The sequence below is a fragment of the Xylophilus sp. Leaf220 genome (assembly GCF_001421705.1).
GTDB lineage: Bacteria > Pseudomonadota > Gammaproteobacteria > Burkholderiales > Burkholderiaceae_C > Xylophilus.
On sequence record NZ_LMKO01000025.1, the window covers coordinates 13,988 to 31,244 of the forward strand.

Genomic DNA, 17,257 nt, shown 5'->3' on the forward strand with positions numbered 1-17,257 from the left:
GGCGCGAACTCCTACACTCCTGCCCCAGCCAGCCCACCAGGACTGCGTGCCGCGCGCGGTGCGGTCGAGAGGCAAGCCACCTCTTCGCCACTCCCTTTCGCGAGCCGCCATGCCCTTCTTTCCTGCCCGTTTCCGCCGTGCGCCATTGGCCGCGGCCATCGCCCTGCTGGGCGTTCCACCCGTCCTGGCCCAGGACGCACCGGCCGCCGGTGCCGCCACCGCATCGGCCGCCACGGCCGCCACCGCCGGCACGCTCGGCGACGTGACCGTCAGCAGCGAACGGCTCGGCAGCTTCGGCAGCGGCACGGTGCAGGTCGGCACCTTCCGCGACCAGAACCCGCTCGACGTGCCGCTCACCAACAACGTCATCACCCGCGAGGTGATCGACGCGCAGGGCCAGCGCACCCTCTACGGCGCGCTGCGCAATACCGCGGGCGTGACCCGCTCGCAGCTCAGCGGCTCGGCCTACGACAACATCGCCATCCGGGGCATCCTGGTAGAGAACCGCGGCAACTACCGGCTCAACGGTTCGCTGCCGATCGTCAACCTGATCGACGTGCCGCTGGAGAACAAGGAGCGGGTGGAGGTGCTGAAGGGCGCGTCCTCGCTCTACTACGGCTTCGTGCCGCCGTCGGGAATCGTCAACTTCGTGACCAAGCGCGCGGGCGCGCAGCCGGTAACCAGCTTCGCCACCTCGGTCAACCAGTACGGTGCGGCCGACGTGCACGCCGACATCGGCCGCCGTTTCGGAGAGGGCGATGCGATGGGCCTGCGGATCAACGCGGTCACCGGGCGCGAGGACAGCGGCATCCGCAACTTCTCGGGCGACCGGCAACTGCTCTCGGGCGCGTTCGACTGGAAGGTGTCGAGCCGGCTCAACCTGCGGCTCGACGCCGAGTACTACCGCAAGGACGTCTCGGAGCAGGCCGGCATCACCCTGCCGGCCGCGGTGGCCGGCCGCATCACCTTGCCGCGCCTGCCCGACAACCGCACCAACCTGGCGGGCGAGTGGCAGCGCTACAAGGCCGACGCGGCCAACCTGCTGGCCCGTGCCGACTTCGCCCTGACCGATGACTGGTCGGCCATCGTCGAGCTGGGCCGCGCACGTAATCACCGCGACCGACGCTTCTCGCAGTTCGGCCTCGCCAATCCCGTCACCGGCGCCGGCACGCTGACGGTGAGCCAGCAGGACGGCCAGAGCTACCAGAACGACAACCTGCGCACCGAGCTGGCGGGCCGCGTCGCCACCGGCCCGGTGGCGCACGAGATCACCGTCGGCTTCACCCGCAACGAGCGCGCGCAGGACAGCCGCAATTCGCCCACGCTGAGCTTTCCGCAGAACCTCTACACCCCGGTCGACATCCCGTTCGTGCCGCGCACGGCCGCCAACGCCAGCACCCCGTCGGCCATCGTCGACCGCGGGCTCTACCTGTTCGACCGCATCGCCCTGAGCGAGCAGTGGCAGGTGATGGCGGGCCTGCGGCGCTCCGACTACAGCAGCACCACGCCGACCACCCGCTACGAAGCGCAGAAGACCAGCCCCACCGTCTCGCTGATGTGGAAGCCCACCGCGCGCACCTCGGTCTACGCCAGCTACATCCAGGGGCTGGAGGAGTCGGGCACCGCGCCGGCCACCCGCGCCAATGCGGGCGAACTGCTGCCGCCTTCGGTCAACAAGCAGATCGAGTTCGGGGCCAAGGCCGAGGTCGCGCAGGGCGTGCTGCTGCAGGCTGCGTATTTCGATGTCAAGCGGCCCTCCACCACGGTGGACGCGGCCAACCGCTTCGTGCTGGGCGGCGAGTCGCGCTACAAGGGCCTGGAGTTCGCCGCCTCGGGCGAGATCACCCGGCAGTTCGCGCTGGTGGCCTCGGCGCTGGCGATGGACCCGAAGATCGTGCGCACCGCCGTCGCGGCCGAGCTGGGCCGCATCCCCGAGAACGCGCCGCGCACCACCTGGAGCCTGTTCGGCGAGTACCGGCCCGACGCGCTGCCGGGCCTGGCCTTCAACGCCGGCTACTACTACACCGGCAAGCGGCCGGTGAACAACGCCAACCAGGCCTTCATCGACGGCGTGGGGCTGGTCTCGCTCGGCGCGCGCTGGCGCACCCGGCTGGCTGGCCGACAGACGACCCTGCAGGTCAACGTCGACAACGCGGCCGACAAGAACTACTGGAACAGCACCGGCAACGGCCTGCTGGGCGTCGGTGCGCCACGCACGGTGCGGCTGGCGGCCAAGGTCGACTTCTGAAGCGGAACGGCCCGGTGCGCATGTGGCCTCGGGCGCGGCGCACCGCCGGCCGAGGCCCGTAGCGAATCGATGGCTTTGCAAGAGATGAGAATTATTCGCATATAATTTTTTCTACCGCCAGCCGGTGCGCATTTGTGTCCAGGTGCCGTACGAGCCAGCTCTGTCCAACCGCTGTTGCAGAACCGAGGCTCCTTCGTGGCACACCTGTCCGCCCGCGCATCCGCGCACCGTCTTCTTCCCATCCCCTGCCTGCTGGCCTGCGCCTTCGCGCCGCAACTGCGCGCCCAGCCGGCGCTGCCGCCTGCGCAGGCCGCGATCGCCGCGGCGGATGCGGCGGTGCTGCTGGCGGCCGGCCCGGCGCTGAAGGAAACGGTGGTGAGCGGATCGCGCCGCGCCCAGGACCCGGACGAGCTGCCGGTCAGCATCGACGTGATCCGGCGCGAGGACATCGAAAACAAGCAGGTGCGCGACATCCGCGACCTGGTGCGCGACCTGCCCAACGTCAGCGTCTCGCGCGGCCCGGCCCGCTTCAGCTTGGCAGGCACGCCCACCGGCCGCGACCAGAACGCCGGCTTCAACATCCGCGGCCTGGACGGCAACCGGGTGCTAATGCTGGTCGACGGCATCCGGCTGCCGCGCAGCTACGCCTTCAGCGCCAACAGCTTCGGCCGCGACTACCTCGACATCGGCCTGGTGCAGCAGGTGGAGGTGGTGCGCGGCGCCACCTCGGCGCTCTACGGCTCCGACGGCATGGCGGGCCTTGTCAACTTCATCACCTCCGAGCCGGCCAACTTCCTGGCGCCGGGCAAGGCGATAGGCGGCCGCGCCAGCGTCGGCTACGACGGCGACAGCAACGGCCGCCGCGCCGGCGCCACCGTGGCCGGCAAGGCGAACGACACGCTGTCGTGGATGGTGGGCGGCAACGTGGTGCGCAGCCGCGGGCTGGAGACCATGGGCACCAACGCCGCCGCCGACATCGACCGCACGGTGGCCAACCCCGAGCGCGACAAGGGCATGTCGCTGCTGGCCAAGGCGGTGCTCACTCCGGGCGGCGGCCAGCGCCATGTGCTGAGCTACGAGCATGTCGACAAGAAGGCCGACTACGACCTGCTGTCGGCCCGCGCCAAGCCGCCGCTGGCCGCCACCTCGGTCGTCGGCGCCACCTCGTTCACCGACATGCGCCGCGACCGCCTCACCTACGACGGCCGCTGGACACTGGACACGCCCGTGGCCGACGAGCTGCAGGCGGTGCTCAGCTACCAGAACGCCGATTCCCGCGAATATCTTTTCGAAGACCGCGCCACCGCCGCCGACCGGGTGCGCGACGTGACCTACCGCGAGCGCACCCTGCAGGCCAACCTGCAGGCCCACAAGACGCTGGCGATGGCCGGCGGCTGGATGCAGAAGATCACCTACGGCCTCGACTACACCCAGGCCCGCATCCGCAACCTGCAGACCGGCGTGACGCCGGCCGCCGGCGAGACCTTCCCGCTCAAGCGCTTCCTCGACACCCGCGAGACCAGCACAGCCCTCTATGCGCAGGACGAGCTGATCGCCGGCGCCTGGAGCCTCACGCCGGGCGTGCGCGTCGACCACTTCGCGATCGACGCGAGCCAGGCGGGTTTCTCGCCGCCCTCGACCACGCCGGCCGCGTCCATCTCGGGCTCGGCCACCTCTCCCAAGCTGGGCGTGCTCTGGCGCGCCACCGACCGGTGGAGCGTGTTCGGCAACTACGCGGCCGGCTTCCGTGCGCCCAACGCGGGCCAGGTGAACGCCTTCTTCGAGAACGTCACCCAGTTCTACAAAACCATTCCCAACCCGGACCTCAAGCCCGAGAAGAGCCAGAACTTGGAGCTGGGCGCCCGCGGCCGGCTCGACCGGCTGCGGGTGGAGGCGGCCGTCTTCACCGGCCGGTACAAGGACTTCATCGACGACCTGGTGCAGGTCGGCGGCACCGGCCGCGCCGGCAATCCGCTGGTGTTCCAGAGCATCAACCGCGGCCGGGTGCGGATCAACGGTTTCGAGCTGAAGGGCGACATGGACTGGGGCCGCCTCGGCACCGGCCGGCTCGGCACGCCCTTCGCCTATGGCGTCACCGAGGGCAAGGACACCGCCACAGGCCGGCCGGTCAATTCGATCGACCCGCAGCGCCTGAACCTGGGCGCCCGCTACGACACCGCCGCCTGGGCGGTGCGGCTCGACATGACGCACCGCGCCGGCAAGAAGGCGGGCGACGTCGACGGCGTGGCGCTCGCCAGCCAGTTCCTGCCGCCGTCGTCCACCACCTTCGACCTGAGCGGCCAGTGGCGCATCCGCCCCGACCTGCGGCTGATCGCCGGCCTCTACAACATCACCGACCGCAAGGTCTGGAACTGGGCCGACGTGCGCGGCCTCTCGTCCACCGTGTCCTATGCCGACGCCTACACCCAGCCCGGGCGCTATGCCCGCGTGTCGCTGGTCGCCGATTTCTGAGCGGCGACCGCCTGCGCCGCCGCACTGCCCACCACTGCCCATCGCATCCCCACCGCCAGGAGATTCCATGACCTTGCCTTCCATTCCCCCCGCCCCAGACGCCACGGCCGACACGCTCGACACCGATGTCGCCTGCGCCGAAGCCTTGCTCGCCGGCACGCTGGCCCTGATGACCGGCCACGCCCAGGCCTGCTGCGACAGCCACCGCGAGGCCATGGCCCGCAAGATCGTGGTGCGGCTGCAGTGCCTGGGCCAGCAGCCGGGCTTCACCCCGCACTTCCGCACCATGCTGGCCAACCTGCACGGCTGCTGGATGCGGCAGGCCGGCATCTCCGATCTGGTCGACGCCGCAGGCCCGATGCCGGTGCCCACGGCTGCAGCAACCGCCACCGCCCCCGCCGCTCCGGCCCGCCCGCCCCAGGTGCTGTGGCATGTCGCGCCGGAGGCGGTGCAATGAGCGCCTCGCCCGCCGCGGTGCCGACAACCGAACCGTCGCCGCAGGCGCCCGCGCCGTTCGTGCCCGGTGCCGCGCCGCCCGCGCCCGACGTGCGTGCCCGCTTTCAGGCGGCGCGCGACGGCGGCCTGCGCGCGCGCGACGCGGCCCGGTCGCTCGGCCTCTCAGAAGGCGCGGCCATCGCCGCGCACGCCGGCCACCACGCCGCCGCCCTGCGTGCCGTGCCGCTCGCCGGCCCGTGGCTGGCGCTGCTGCAGGCGCTGGAGCCCTGCGGCCCGCTGATGGCGCTCACCCGCAACGACAGCACGGTGCACGAGAAGACCGGCGTCTACCGCGACATCTCCGGCACCGGCCCGATGGGCCTGGCGCTGGGCGCCGAGATCGACCTGCGGCTCTTCTTCAACCGCTGGCACGCCGGCTTCGCCGTCACCGAGCCGGGCCGCGACGCCGCCGCGCCGCCGGTCACCAGCCTGCAGTTCTACGACGCGCACGGCCTGGCGATGCACAAGATCTACCCGCGCGACGCGACCGATCTCGGGGCTTTCGCGGCGGTCGTCGCCCGCTTCGCCCAGCCGAGCGCGGGCTATGTCTTCACGCCTGCGTCCGCGCCCGCGGCGCCCGCGCCCGATGCGTCCATCGACGCCGCAGGCTTCGCCGACGCCTGGGCGGCGATGCACGACACGCACGACTTCTTCGGCGTGCTGCGGCGCTTCGGTGTCGAGCGCCAGCAGGGCTTCCGGCTGGTCGAGGGCCGCTTCACCCGCCGCGCGACGGCCGACGCGGTGCGTGGCCTGCTGCAGGCCGCGGCGGCCGACGGCACGCCGATCATGGTGTTCGTCGGCAGCGGCGGCTGCATCCAGATCCATACCGGCCCGGTGCAGCGCATCGTGCCGATGGAGAGCGGTGCGGTGCGCTGGATCAACGTGCTGGATGTCGGCTTCAACCTGCACCTGCGCGAAGACCGCATCGCCCAGGTCTGGATCGTCGAGAAGCCCACCGGCGACGGCACCGTCACCTCGGTCGAGGCCTTCGACGCCGAGGGCGAGCTGATGGCGATGTTCTTCGGCGCCCGCAAGCCCGGCCAGGCCGAGCGGGCCGAGTGGCGGGCCATCGTGGCCGGGCTGGAGCGCGCCGGATGAAGCGGTTGTGCCCCCTCTTTCGGCGCGGTGCGGCCACGGGCCGCGCGCGCGCTGCTTTCTCGCTGGCATCGTCCGTATGACTGCAACCTTTTTCGCCGCCGATCCGTCGCGCCGCCGCTGGCTGCAGGCGCTGGCCGCCGCCGGCAGCCTGCCTGCCTGGGCCCACGCCCAGACGGCTGCCCGCCCGCGCCGGCTGGTCACCCTCGGCGGTGCGATCACCGAGGTGGTCTATGCCCTGGGCGCCGAATCGCTGCTGGCGGGCACCGACACCACCAGCCTGTACCCGGACGCGGCGCTGAAGACGCCGAAGGTCGGCTACATGCGGCAGCTCTCGGCCGAGGGCCTGCTGTCGCTCCGGCCCGATGCGGTAATCGCCACCACCGAGGCCGGGCCGCCGGTGGTGCTGGACCAGGTGCGCAGCGCCGGGGTGCAGGTGGAGCTGGTAGTGGCCGATCACAGCTGGGACGAGGTACAGCGCAAGGTGGCGGCCGTCGGCCGCGCGGCGCGGCGGCCGGCGGAAGCGGCGGCGCTGCAGTTCCGGCTCGATGCCGAATGGGCGGCGGCCCGCGCCGAGGTGCAGCGCGCCGCCCGGCGACCGCGGATGCTGTTCATCCTGGCGCACGCGGCCAGTCCGCAGGTGGCGGGGCAGGGCACCGCGGCCGACGCGCTGATCCGCTTCGCCGGCGGCACCAACGCGATGCAGGGCTTCGACGGCTACCGGCCGCTGACCGCCGAGGCGATGGCCGGCGCCGCGCCCGAACTGATCCTGACCAGCACCCAGGGCATCGACGCCCAGGGCGGCACCGACAGATTCTGGCAGCGGCCCGAACTGGCGCTGACCCCCGCCTACCGCCGCCGCGCCTTGATCGCGCTCGAGGCCAGCCGGATGCTGGGCTTCGGCCCGCGGCTGCCCGGCGTGGTGCGCGAGGTGCACGGCCGCGCGCTGGCGGCCACGGCGTGAAGGGCCGGGCGGCGTCGGGCCCGCGGGTCGCGTGCGCAGCGGTCCGGTCGTCTTGCGGGGTGTCGGCACTGTGGGCGTGGATCGCCGGTCTGCCGTCGCCCACCGGGTCCGGAAGTATCCGCCATGGCTGACCGCGCATCCGGTGCATCGGCTCGCCGGCTGCCGCTCCGTACCGCGCTGGCCCTGGGCGGCGCACTGTTGCTGGCCGCGGTGCTGGCCGGCAGCGCCAGCGGGGCGTACCCGATCTCGCCGGCCCAGCTGTGGGACGTGCTGATGCAGGCGCTCGGCGGCGGCGGTACGTCGCCCGAGTACCTGGTCTTCATGAACATCCGCCTGCCGCGTCTGCTGCTGGGCGTGGCCGCGGGCGCCGGCCTGGGCCTGTCGGGCGCGTTGATGCAGGGCCTGTTCCGCAACCCGCTGGCCGACCCGGGGCTGATCGGCGTCAGCAGCGGCGCCGCGTTGGCGGCGGGCGTGGCGATCGTCGTCGGCAGCCGGTGGTTTCCCGAGCTGCCGCGTGCCCTCGGCAGCTGGACGCTGGTGGCGATGGCCTTCGGCGGCGGGTTGGGCGTGACGGTGCTGATCTATGCGCTGGCGCAGAGCCAGGGCACCACCCGCATGGGCCTGATGCTGCTGGCCGGCATCGCGGTGAATGCGCTGGCCGGCGCGGGCCTGGGCTGGCTGAGTTTTCTGGCCAGCGACGAGCAGCTGCGCAGCCTGCAGTTCTGGCTGCTGGGCAGCCTGGGCGGCGCCCGCTGGAGCGCGGTGGCGCTGGTCGGCGCGGTGGTGGCGGTGGCCGCCGTCGCCGGGCTGCGGCTGGCCCGGCCGCTGAACGCGATCGCGCTCGGCGAAGCGCAGGCAGCGCTGCTCGGGGTGCCGGTGGAGGCGGTCAAGCGGCGGGCGGTGCTGGTCTGCGCGCTGGCGGTGGGCGCGGTGACCGCCACCACCGGCATCGTCGGCTTCGTCGGGCTGATCGCGCCGCACTGGGTGCGGCTGGTGGCCGGGCCCGACCACCGGGTGGTGCTGCCCGGCGCGGCCCTGCTGGGCGGGGCGCTGGTACTGGTGGCCGACGCGGTCGCCCGCACGCTGGTGCAGCCGGCCGAGCTGCCGCTGGGTGTGTTGACCGCGCTGATCGGCGTGCCGGTGTTCCTGCTGATGCTGCGCCACTTCCGGAGCAGCGTATGAGCCTGGAATGCCGCAGCGCTGCTGTCTCGGCCGACGGCCGCCGGGTGCTGGCGACCGTGTCGGCGGGGCTGCGCGCCGGCCGCGTCACCGCCATCGTCGGCCCCAACGGCACCGGCAAGTCCACCCTGCTGGGCCTCCTGGCCGGGCAGCGCGCGCCGCTGTCGGGCAGCGTGCTGCTCGACGGCCTGCCGCTGCACCGCCAGCCCGCCGCCGCGCTGGCGCGCCGCCGGGCGCTGATGGCGCAGGAGAGCGCGGTCGCCTTCGATTTCTCGGCCACCGAGGTGGTCGAGCTGGGCCGCTTTCCGCACCGCCAGCGGCCCGCGCCGGACGAGGCCGGGATCGTCGGGCAGGCTTTAGAGGCGGCCGGCGTGTCCCACTTGGCCGGCCGCAGCGTGCAGACCCTGTCGGGCGGCGAGAAGGCCCGGGTGCACCTGGCCCGCGCCCTGGCCCAGGTCTGGCACCCGCCGGCCGACGGGGCCGAGCGCTGGCTGCTGGCCGACGAGCCCACCGCCGCGCTCGACCTGCAGCACCAGCACCGCTGCATGCGGCTGCTGCGGCAGTGGGCGGTGGAGCAGGGCGTAGGGGTCGTCGCGGTGCTGCACGACCTGAACCTGGCGCTGCGCTATGCCGACGATGCGCTGGTGCTGGGCGGCGAGGGCGATGAGGGCAGTGACGCGGGCGGCTGCGGCTTCGGCCCGGTGGCCGAGGTGCTGCGGCCCGAACGGATCGAGGCGGTCTGGCAGATGCGCTGCGAGCCCGTGGCCTTGGCGGACGGCACGCTGCAATACCTCTTCGGCTGAGCAGCCGCCCAGGGCCTGTAGGCAGATTTCGAACGAAAAGTGCCTGCGGCCGGCGTGCAGTGCCGGCCTCTAGCTATCAATTCAGTAGCATCATGCCGAGTGCGCGACCGGGGCGGCGCCGTCGGCCCGCAGCACCCGTCCCGGGTTCAGGATGTTCTGCGGGTCCAGCGCCTGCTTGATCGCCCGCATCATGCCGAGGGCCACCGGCGACTTGTATTCCTCCAGTTCCTCGACCTTCAGCGCACCCACGCCGTGCTCGGCCGAGAACGATCCGTCGAACGCGGCGACCGAGCGGTAGACCAGGGCGTTGATCGCATGCTCGTGGTCGCGCAGGAAGGCCCTGGCATCGCCGTCGGCGGGGGCCTGCACGTTGTAGTGCAGGTTGCCGTCGCCCAGGTGGCCGAAGTTGACCAGGCGCACGCCGGGAATCTCCCGCTGCAGCAGCGCGTCGGTGGTGGCGACGAATTCCGGAATGCGCGACACGGGGATCGACACGTCGTGCTTCACGTTCAGGCCTTCCTCGGCCTGGGCCAGCGGAATGCTCTCGCGGATGTGCCAGAGCTGGTGGGCCTGGGCCAGGTTTTCGGCCACCACCGCGTCGCCGACCAGGCCCTGCTCGAAGGCGACCTCCAGCATCTGCTCGAAGCGCTGGCGGGCGTGGTCTTCGGATTCGCTGTCGGCGTTCTCCAGCAGCACGCAGTAGGGCGCGGTGTCGTCGCCCAGGAAGGGGACGCGCAGCTGCGGCATGTGCTTGCCGACCAGGCCGAGGGCGAACTGGCCCATCACCTCGAAGCCGGTGAGGCCGGCGCCCAGTTGCCTGTGGGCCAGGCCCAGCAACGCCACCGCCTGCTCCAGCGAGGGCACGGCGGCCCAGGCGGTGAGCGAGGCGGCGGGCTGCGGATACAGCTTGAGCGTGGCCGCGGTGATGATGCCCAGCGTGCCTTCGCTGCCGACGAACAGGTCGCGCAGGTCGTAGCCGGTGTTGTCCTTGCGCAGGCCGCTCAGGCCGTCCCACACCTCGCCCTGGGCGGTGACCACTTCCAGGCCCAGGCAGAGCTCGCGGGCGTTGCCGTAGCGGACCACCTGCGTGCCGCCGGCATTGGCGGCCAGGTTGCCGCCGATGGTGCAGCTGCCCTCGGCCGCCAGGCTCAGCGGAAACAGCAGGCCGGCCTTGTCCGCGGTTTCCTGCAGGGTCTGCAGGATGCAGCCGGCCTCGACCGTCATGGTGAGGTTGCCGGCGTCGATGCCGCGCACCGCGTTCAGCCGGGTCAGGCTCAGCAGCACCTCGGTGCCGCTGCGGTCGGGGGTCGATCCGACCACCAGGCCGGTGTTGCCGCCCTGCGGCACGATGGCGGTGCCAGCGGCGGCGCAGGCCTTCACCACGGCGGCCACCTCGGCGGTGCTGCCGGGGCGCACCACGGCCAGCGCCTTGCCGTGGACGCGCTTACGCCAGTCCTGCTCCCAGGCGCTCAGGTCGCCCTCGGTCAGGACATGGGCGTCGCCGACGATCTGGCGGAGCGCTTCGAGGAAGGGCGTGGTGGCGGTGGCGGTGGTCATAGCGGTGGTCGTCGTCCGGAGAGTCGTCAGTCGAGGGAGGAACCGAAGCGGGGGTGGGCGTCGCCGCCCGAGGGGCTAGGCCGCGGGTGCGGCCGGCGCCGCGGCCCTGGCGTGGCGCAGGCGCAGCCGCACATGCATCGCGCAGGCGGTGAACAGCACCAGGCAGAGCAGTATCTCGACCAGTGCCAGCCAGTTGCCGGGCGGCCGGTCGCTCCAGGCGCGCACCACCCCTTCGGTGAAATAGAGCCAGACCAGCAGGCTGACCCAGCGGTAGGTGTACATCCGGTGCTTGAGCAGCCCCACCAGCGGCAGGCAGAGCGGCAGCGCCTTGAGCGCCAGCCAGGAGCCGCCGGGCCGCACCGGCGCCAGCCACAGCTCCCAGGCCAGGGAGAGCGCGATCAGCCCCAGCAGGCTGCCGGTCGCGAGCCAGCGGGTCAGGCGCACCGAGGGTTCGGCACGCACGGCGCCCATGGAAACGGGGGGCGGGGCAAGGGGCGCGGACATAGGCGATGGCATCATACCGGCCATGTCGCGCGTGCCCCGGTCTCCATTCCCCTCCTGGCTGCCCGACGCCTGGGAGCGCCGCTGGGGACCGCGGCTGGAGCAGCTGCTGCTGGACCTGTCGCACTTCCCCTGGCGCATCACCGCGCTCACCCTGCGGGAGCGGTTTCGCGAAGACCAGCTGGCGCTCACCGCCAGCAGCCTCACCTTCACCACGATGCTGGCGCTGGTGCCCTTCTTCACCGTGGCGCTGGCCGTCTTCACCGCGTTCCCGATGTTCAGCCAGGTACAGGAGCAGCTGCAGCGCTGGCTGATCGTGAGCCTGGTGCCCGACAGCATCGCCCGCCAGGTGCTCGGCTACCTGACCCAGTTCGCCAGCAAGGCGAGCCGGCTGGGCGGGGTGGGGCTTTCCTTTTTGCTGGTCACCGCGCTGGCGCTGATCCTGACGATCGACTACCGGCTCAACGCCATCTGGCGGGTGCGCCGACCCCGGCCGCTGGGCCAGCGGGTGCTGATCTACTGGGCCGCCACCACGCTCGGGCCGCTGGTGCTGGGGGTGAGCCTGTCGACCACCTCGTTCGTGATCACCGCCTCGCGCGGCGTGGTCGACGCGGTGCCCGGCGCGCTGCGGCTGCTACTCGATTCGATGGAGTTCCTGCTGATGGCCGGCGGCATGGCGGCGCTCTACCACTACGTGCCCAACCAGCGGGTGAAATGGGCGCACGCCTGGATCGGCGGGGTGTTCGTGGCCATCGGCATCGAGCTGGCCAAGCGGGTGCTGGGCCTCTACCTGGGCGCGGTGCCGACCTATTCGGTGCTCTACGGCGCCTTCGCCACCCTGCCGATCCTGCTGATCTGGATCTACGTGGCCTGGGTGATCGTGCTGCTGGGCGCGGTGATCACCGCCTACCTGCCGAGCCTGCTGGCGGGCGTGTCGCGCCGGGCGGCCTCGCACGGCTGGCAGTTCCAGCTGGCGGTCGAGGTGCTGCAGCGGCTGCAGGCCGCGCAGCGCGCCGGCCTGCACGGCCGCACCACGGTGCAGCTGGCGGCGGCCCTGGGCGTGGACACACTGCAGCTGGAGCCGGTGCTGGAAACCCTGGCCTCGCTGGACTGGACGGGCCAGCTGCAGGAGCAGGGCGAAGACACCCCCTCGCGCACCGTGCTGCTGGCCGACCCGGACCGCACGCTGCTGGCCCCGCTGGTCGAGCGGCTGCTGCTGCCGCAGGCCCGCACGCTCGACGGCCTGTGGCAAAAAGGCCGCCTGTCGGCGCTGTACCTCGGCGACGTGCTATGAATTAAGTAGCATCGGCTTGTTGCGGAGCCGGTGTCCCCAGGAAATTCCGCAACGCGAACAGCACGCCGTCGGGCGCTTCCGCCATCAGCGCGTGGCCCGACTGCAGCCGCACCACCTGCCAGAGGCGTGCCGCCTGCATCAGCCCGTCGGCCATGCGCGGCAGCGTCATCTGGTCCTGCTCGCCCAGCACGAAGAGCACCGGGCAGGCCACCCGCTCCATCGCCGCCTCGCCGCCACGGTAGTCGTCGCAGGCCTTGAAGCCGGTGTGGAACACGTTGGCCCGCGGGTTGCTGCGCAGTACCCGCCGCATCAGCGCCCGCGACCCGCCGTAGAGCCAGGTCCCCGGCCCCAGGGTGGAGGGCGGCGGCGCCAGCATCGAATGCGAGAAGGTGTTGACCATGTCGATCGCCTTCATCGGCGCGTCCTGCGAGGCCTGCAGCAGCGCGGGCGATACCGGCATCGGGAACGCGGTGCCGACCAGCGCCAGGTGCGAGACCCGCCCGGGCGCGCGCCCCGCGGCCTCCAGCGCGATCAGGGAGCCGAAGCTGTGGCCGACCAGCGCGGCCCGCTCCACGCCCAATGCATCCAGCAGCGCCAGCACGAAGTCGGCACCGGCCTCGACGGTGGCGGGCGGCGCGCCGGCGCTGCGGCAGTGGCCGGGCAGGTCGACCGCCAGCACGTTCCAGCCGTGGTGCGCCAGGTAGCGGGTCTGCAGGATCCAGACGCTGTGGTCGTTGAGCACCCCGTGGATGAATACCGCGGTGGGCTTGGCGGCATCGAACGGCTTGCCGCCGGTGTAGCAGTAGGTGGCGTGGCCCTGTACGTCGACGAGCATGCTCAGGCCCCTGCTTTCTCGGCCGCCTTCAGCGCGCGCTTCAGGTCGTCGATCAGGTCGGCCGGGTCTTCCAGGCCGATCGACAGGCGTATCGTGCCCTGGGCGATGCCGGCGCCGGCCAGCGCCTCGTCGGCCATCCGGAAATGGGTGGTGCTGGCCGGGTGGATCACCAGCGAGCGGCAGTCGCCCACGTTGGCCAGGTGGCTGAAGACCCGCAGCGCCTCGATGAAGGTCTTGCCCTGCGCGCGGTTGCCCTTGATGTCGAAGCTGAAGACCGAGCCCGCGCCCCGGGCGCCGAAACGCAGCAGCTTCTCGGCCAGCGCATGGCTGGGGTGCGATTCCAGCAGCGGATGGCCCACCCGCGCCACCAGCGGATGCGCCGCCAGGAATTCGACGATCTTCTGGGTGTTGGACATATGCCGCTCCATCCGCAGCGGCAGCGTCTCGATGCCCTGCAGGACCAGCCAGGCGGTGTGGGGGCTCATGCAGGCGCCGAAGTCGCGCAGGCCCTCGCGCCGGGCGCGCAGCAGGAAGGCGCCGACGGTCGATTCCTCGCTGAAGGTCATGCCGTGGAAGCCGTCGTAGGCTGCGGTCAGCTCCGGGAACCTGCCCGATGCCTCCCAGTCGAAGCTGCCGCCGTCCACCACGATGCCGCCGATCACCGTGCCGTGGCCCGAGAGGAACTTGGTGGCCGAGTGGTAGACCAGGTCGGCCCCCAGGTCGAAGGGCTTGACCAGGTAGGGCGAGGTGAGGGTCGAGTCGACCAAGAGCGGCACGCCCGCTTCGTGGGCGATGGCGCCCACCGTGGGGATGTCGAGCACGTCCAGGCCGGGGTTGCCCACCGTCTCGCCGAAGAACAGCTTGGTGTTCGGGCGTACCGCCGCGCGCCAGCCGTCGATGTCGCCGGGCTTGACGAAGGTGGTGTCGATGCCGAAGCGCCGCATCGTGTAGTGCAGCAGGTTCTGCGAGCCGCCGTAGAGCGCGGTCGAGGCGACGATGTGGCTGCCCGCGCCCATCAGCGTGGCCACCGACAGGTGCAGCGCCGCCTGGCCGCTGGCGGTGGCGATCGCGCCGATGCCCCCTTCGAGCGCCGCCACACGCTGCTCCAGCACCGCGTTGGTCGGGTTGCTGATCCGCGAATAGACGTGGCCGGCGCGCTCGAGGTTGAAGAGCGCGGCGGCGTGGTCGCTGGATTCGAAGACGAAGGAAGTGGTGAGGTGGATCGGCACGGCGCGCGCCCCGGTGACGGGGTCGGGCGAGGCGCCCGCATGCAGCGCGAGCGTGTCGAAGCCGGGATCGGAATAGCCGGGCACGTCTGTCTCCTGTTGTCGGGGCCCCTTGCAGGCGGCCTGTCGGGAATGAAATCCGGACGATTGTGGGCTATATTCAATCGGCGCCACCCCACGGAGACATCCCATGAAAGTCAGCGACATCCTGCGTGTCAAGGGCAACACCCTCTACACCGTCACGCCCGAGGAACCGCTGGCCGCGGCGGTCTCGATCATGTCCGAGCGCGACATCGGCTCGCTGGTGGTCATGGAGCACGGCGACCTGATCGGCATGCTCACCTTCCGGGAGGTGATCCAGACGCTCGAGAAGAACGGCGGCGCCATCGGGACCACCTTGGTGCGCACCGCGATGGACGACCACCCGCTCACCTGCACCTCCGAGACCGAACTGGACGAAGTGCGCCGCATGATGCTCGACCGCCATGCCCGCTACATGCCGGTCATGAACCAGAAGATGCTGATGGGCGTGATCAGCCTCTACGACGTCGCCAAGGCGGTGGTCGACAGCCAGAACTTCGAGAACAAGATGCTCAAGGCTTACATCCGCGACTGGCCCGAAGGCACCGAAGACAACGGCTGAGGCGCCCGGCGTCTCCGGCGCATGCCGCCGCGCCGCGACGGCCGCAAGGGATGCGGACGTCATCGATTCCTTGCATAGATTCCGCCATCCGCGGCATCGGTTGGCGCTTGCGCGCAACGCCGCGGCGAGACGGCCGCCGCCGGGGGTTCCGGAGCGTGCAGCCGCGGCCGTCCGCTGCTACATTCCGCCCGGGTCGTGACCGCGTGCGCGGGTATGGCTCTTGCAGGTGCGATGGCAGCTCGGCACTCGGCCCTTCTTTCCCCCAAAGGACTCCCTTGAATTTTCTCGAAAACATGCCGGTCGCCCGCAAGGTATGGGGCGCGATCCTGTTGCTGCTGGTCGCCATGCTGGGCATCGCGGCCGCCACCTACTGGCGCTCCGACGTGGGCCATGCGCAGGCCGCCGAGTTGACCGCCCGTCAGCACGAACTCACCTCCAGCGCGGTGCAGTGGCACGGCATGGCCGAGACCAGCATCGCCAAGACCATGGCCGGCGCGCTGAGCGCCGATCCGTCGGTCGCCGACCTGTTCAAGGACGAGCAGACCCGCTCGGCCGCCGCCATCGTCAAGCTGCGGCAGGACCTGGCCGCCGCCGAGGATTCGGAACCGGCCAAGGCGCAGCTCGCCGCCATCGGCGCCCTGACCGAGGTGCTGCGCACCAAGACCGCGGTGCTGATGGAGGCGCAGGAGAGCGGCGACGGCGCGGTCGTCAGCGCCAAGCTGCAGAGCGACTACCAGCCCGCCACCAAGGCCTACCTGGCCGGCATCCAGCGCTACATCGCCCTGCGCGGCGAGCGCACCGACGAAGTGACCGCCGAGGCCGCCGCCACCGGCCGCCGCCTGGCGCTGCTGGGCGGCGCCGGTGGCCTGGTCGTGATCGTGCTGGGCATGGGCGTGGCGGCCCTGCTGGTGCGCTCGATCCGCGATCCGCTGGCCCGCTCGCTGCAACTGGCCCAGGCGATCGCCGGCGGCGACCTGACGCAGAAGGCCACCACCGCCCGGCGCGACGAATTCGGCGAACTGCAGCGCTCCCTGGTGCAGATGAACGCCTTCCTGGCCCAGGTGGTGGGCGGGGTGCGTGGCGCTACCGACAGCGTGGCGACCGCGTCGCAGGAGATCGCCTCCGGCAACCAGGACCTGAGCATCCGCACCGAGCAGACCGCCAGCAGCCTGGAGGAGACGGCCGCATCCATGGAGCACCTGACCGGCACCGTGGCGCAGAACGCCCAGGCCGCCCGCCAGGCCCAGGGCCTGGCCGGCTCGGCTTCCGAGGCGGCCGAGCGCGGCGGCAAGGTGATGAAGGACGTGGTCGACACGATGCAGGCGATCACCGAATCGTCGCGCAAGGTGCATGACATCATCGGCGTGATCGACGGCATCGCGTTCCAGACCAACATCCTGGCGCTGAACGCGGCGGTGGAAGCCGCCCGCGCGGGCGAGCAGGGTCGCGGCTTCGCGGTGGTGGCATCCGAAGTGCGCAGCCTGGCGCAGCGCAGCGCCACCGCGGCCAAGGAGATCAAGGGCCTGCTGGGCGCGTCCGGCAGCAAGGTCGAGACGGGTGCCTCGCTGGTGCAGGCCGCCGGCGGCACCATGGGCGAGATCGTGCAGGCGATCTCGCGGGTCAGCCACATCATGGATGAGATCGTCAGCGCCACCGCGTCGCAGGCGTCGGGCATCGGCGAGGTGAACCAGGCGGTGGCCCACCTCGACGGCATGACCCAGCAGAACGCCGCGCTGGTGGAGCAGGCGACGGCCGCCGCCCAGGCGCTGCGCGACCAGGCCGCCCACATGGCGCAGATGGTCGGCGTGTTCCAGCTCGACACCGTGGCCGCCGCGGCCCGCGTGCAGCCGGCGCTGGACCTGCGGGCAGCGCCCCGGCTGGCGGCGGGCTGAACCGGCCGGGCCGCGGCCGGCGCCGGCGCGGGGCCGGGCGGTCGGGCCCGTCG

14 protein-coding genes are annotated in these 17,257 nt (G+C 71.8%); 10 read left to right on the forward strand and 4 right to left on the reverse strand.

Annotated elements, in window-relative coordinates:
• Window positions 1-109 precede the first annotated feature (109 nt).
• The 7 genes from ASE76_RS16555 (at window position 110) to ASE76_RS16585 (ending at window position 9,256) form a co-directional block, all read left to right on the forward strand.
• The gene (locus ASE76_RS16555) at window positions 110-2,248 is read left to right on the forward strand and encodes a TonB-dependent siderophore receptor (RefSeq protein ID WP_082448670.1); all 2,139 of its coding nucleotides are present in this window, start codon (window positions 110-112) and stop codon (window positions 2,246-2,248) included.
• A 195-nt stretch (window positions 2,249-2,443) separates the two neighbouring features.
• The gene (locus tag ASE76_RS16560) at window positions 2,444-4,720 is read left to right on the forward strand and encodes a TonB-dependent hemoglobin/transferrin/lactoferrin family receptor (protein WP_055842386.1); all 2,277 of its coding nucleotides are present in this window, start codon (window positions 2,444-2,446) and stop codon (window positions 4,718-4,720) included.
• Between the two features lie 67 nt (window positions 4,721-4,787).
• A complete protein-coding gene (locus ASE76_RS16565; RefSeq protein ID WP_055842026.1) occupies window positions 4,788-5,177 on the forward strand; it encodes a hypothetical protein in 390 nt (129 codons plus the stop codon).
• On the forward strand, window positions 5,174-6,313 hold the full coding sequence (locus tag ASE76_RS16570; protein WP_082448671.1) for a hemin-degrading factor: 1,140 nt from the start codon (window positions 5,174-5,176) through the stop codon (window positions 6,311-6,313). Before ASE76_RS16565 ends, ASE76_RS16570 begins: the two co-directional genes overlap by 4 nt.
• A 76-nt stretch (window positions 6,314-6,389) precedes the next feature.
• Window positions 6,390-7,274, forward strand: coding sequence for a hemin ABC transporter substrate-binding protein (locus ASE76_RS16575; protein WP_055842030.1), 885 nt, complete (start codon window positions 6,390-6,392; stop codon window positions 7,272-7,274).
• Between the two features lie 123 nt (window positions 7,275-7,397).
• Window positions 7,398-8,456, forward strand: a complete 1,059-nt coding sequence (locus tag ASE76_RS16580; RefSeq protein ID WP_055842035.1) for an iron ABC transporter permease — start codon at window positions 7,398-7,400, stop codon at window positions 8,454-8,456.
• Window positions 8,453-9,256, forward strand: coding sequence for an ATP-binding cassette domain-containing protein (locus ASE76_RS16585; RefSeq protein WP_055842038.1), 804 nt, complete (start codon window positions 8,453-8,455; stop codon window positions 9,254-9,256). Before ASE76_RS16580 ends, ASE76_RS16585 begins: the two co-directional genes overlap by 4 nt.
• Window positions 9,257-9,346: 90 nt before the next feature.
• Here the strand turns inward: ASE76_RS16585 and ASE76_RS16590 are convergent, their stop codons facing one another.
• Entirely contained in the window at window positions 9,347-10,813 is a 1,467-nt protein-coding gene (locus ASE76_RS16590) for an FAD-binding oxidoreductase (protein WP_055842039.1), read from the reverse strand.
• Between the two features lie 75 nt (window positions 10,814-10,888).
• Window positions 10,889-11,284, reverse strand: coding sequence for a DUF2069 domain-containing protein (locus tag ASE76_RS16595; protein WP_055842043.1), 396 nt, complete (start codon window positions 11,282-11,284; stop codon window positions 10,889-10,891).
• A gap of 55 nt (window positions 11,285-11,339) precedes the next feature.
• Between ASE76_RS16595 and ASE76_RS16600 the strand changes: the two genes are divergently transcribed.
• Window positions 11,340-12,608: a YihY family inner membrane protein gene (locus tag ASE76_RS16600; protein ID WP_201781878.1), complete on the forward strand. Its 1,269-nt coding sequence runs from the start codon at window positions 11,340-11,342 to the stop codon at window positions 12,606-12,608.
• Window position 12,609: 1 nt separating this feature from the next.
• On the opposite strand, the gene ASE76_RS16605 is transcribed toward ASE76_RS16600, so the two are convergent.
• Together ASE76_RS16605 and ASE76_RS16610 are read right to left on the reverse strand one after the other, a co-directional pair.
• Window positions 12,610-13,443 carry an alpha/beta fold hydrolase gene (locus ASE76_RS16605; protein ID WP_055842047.1) on the reverse strand — a complete coding sequence of 278 codons (834 nt, stop codon included), beginning with the start codon at window positions 13,441-13,443 and terminating at the stop codon, window positions 12,610-12,612.
• Between the two features lie 2 nt (window positions 13,444-13,445).
• The gene (locus tag ASE76_RS16610; RefSeq protein WP_055842050.1) at window positions 13,446-14,756 is read right to left on the reverse strand and encodes an O-acetylhomoserine aminocarboxypropyltransferase; all 1,311 of its coding nucleotides are present in this window, start codon (window positions 14,754-14,756) and stop codon (window positions 13,446-13,448) included.
• A gap of 103 nt (window positions 14,757-14,859) precedes the next feature.
• Here ASE76_RS16610 and ASE76_RS16615 point away from each other — a divergent pair, with 103 nt between their 5' ends.
• Window positions 14,860-15,312, forward strand: coding sequence for a CBS domain-containing protein (locus ASE76_RS16615; RefSeq protein WP_055842053.1), 453 nt, complete (start codon window positions 14,860-14,862; stop codon window positions 15,310-15,312).
• 275 nt (window positions 15,313-15,587) lie between these two features.
• The gene (locus ASE76_RS21405) at window positions 15,588-17,204 is read left to right on the forward strand and encodes a methyl-accepting chemotaxis protein (protein WP_055842056.1); all 1,617 of its coding nucleotides are present in this window, start codon (window positions 15,588-15,590) and stop codon (window positions 17,202-17,204) included.
• Window positions 17,205-17,257 lie beyond the last annotated feature (53 nt).

Bases quoted from the DNA above. Each gene is read 5' to 3' on its own strand.
- ASE76_RS16555 (WP_082448670.1), top strand. From the start codon at position 110: ATGCCCTTCTTTCCTGCCCGTTTCCGCCGTGCGCCATTGGCCGCGGCC.
- ASE76_RS16565 (WP_055842026.1), top strand. From the start codon at position 4,788: ATGACCTTGCCTTCCATTCCCCCCGCCCCAGACGCCACGGCCGACACG.
- ASE76_RS16570 (WP_082448671.1), top strand. From the start codon at position 5,174: ATGAGCGCCTCGCCCGCCGCGGTGCCGACAACCGAACCGTCGCCGCAG.
- ASE76_RS16575 (WP_055842030.1), top strand. From the start codon at position 6,390: ATGACTGCAACCTTTTTCGCCGCCGATCCGTCGCGCCGCCGCTGGCTG.
- ASE76_RS16580 (WP_055842035.1), top strand. From the start codon at position 7,398: ATGGCTGACCGCGCATCCGGTGCATCGGCTCGCCGGCTGCCGCTCCGT.
- ASE76_RS16585 (WP_055842038.1), top strand. From the start codon at position 8,453: ATGAGCCTGGAATGCCGCAGCGCTGCTGTCTCGGCCGACGGCCGCCGG.
- ASE76_RS16590 (WP_055842039.1), bottom strand. From the start codon at position 10,813: ATGACCACCGCCACCGCCACCACGCCCTTCCTCGAAGCGCTCCGCCAG.
- ASE76_RS16595 (WP_055842043.1), bottom strand. From the start codon at position 11,284: ATGGGCGCCGTGCGTGCCGAACCCTCGGTGCGCCTGACCCGCTGGCTC.
- ASE76_RS16600 (WP_201781878.1), top strand. From the start codon at position 11,340: ATGTCGCGCGTGCCCCGGTCTCCATTCCCCTCCTGGCTGCCCGACGCC.
- ASE76_RS16605 (WP_055842047.1), bottom strand. From the start codon at position 13,443: ATGCTCGTCGACGTACAGGGCCACGCCACCTACTGCTACACCGGCGGC.
- ASE76_RS16615 (WP_055842053.1), top strand. From the start codon at position 14,860: ATGAAAGTCAGCGACATCCTGCGTGTCAAGGGCAACACCCTCTACACC.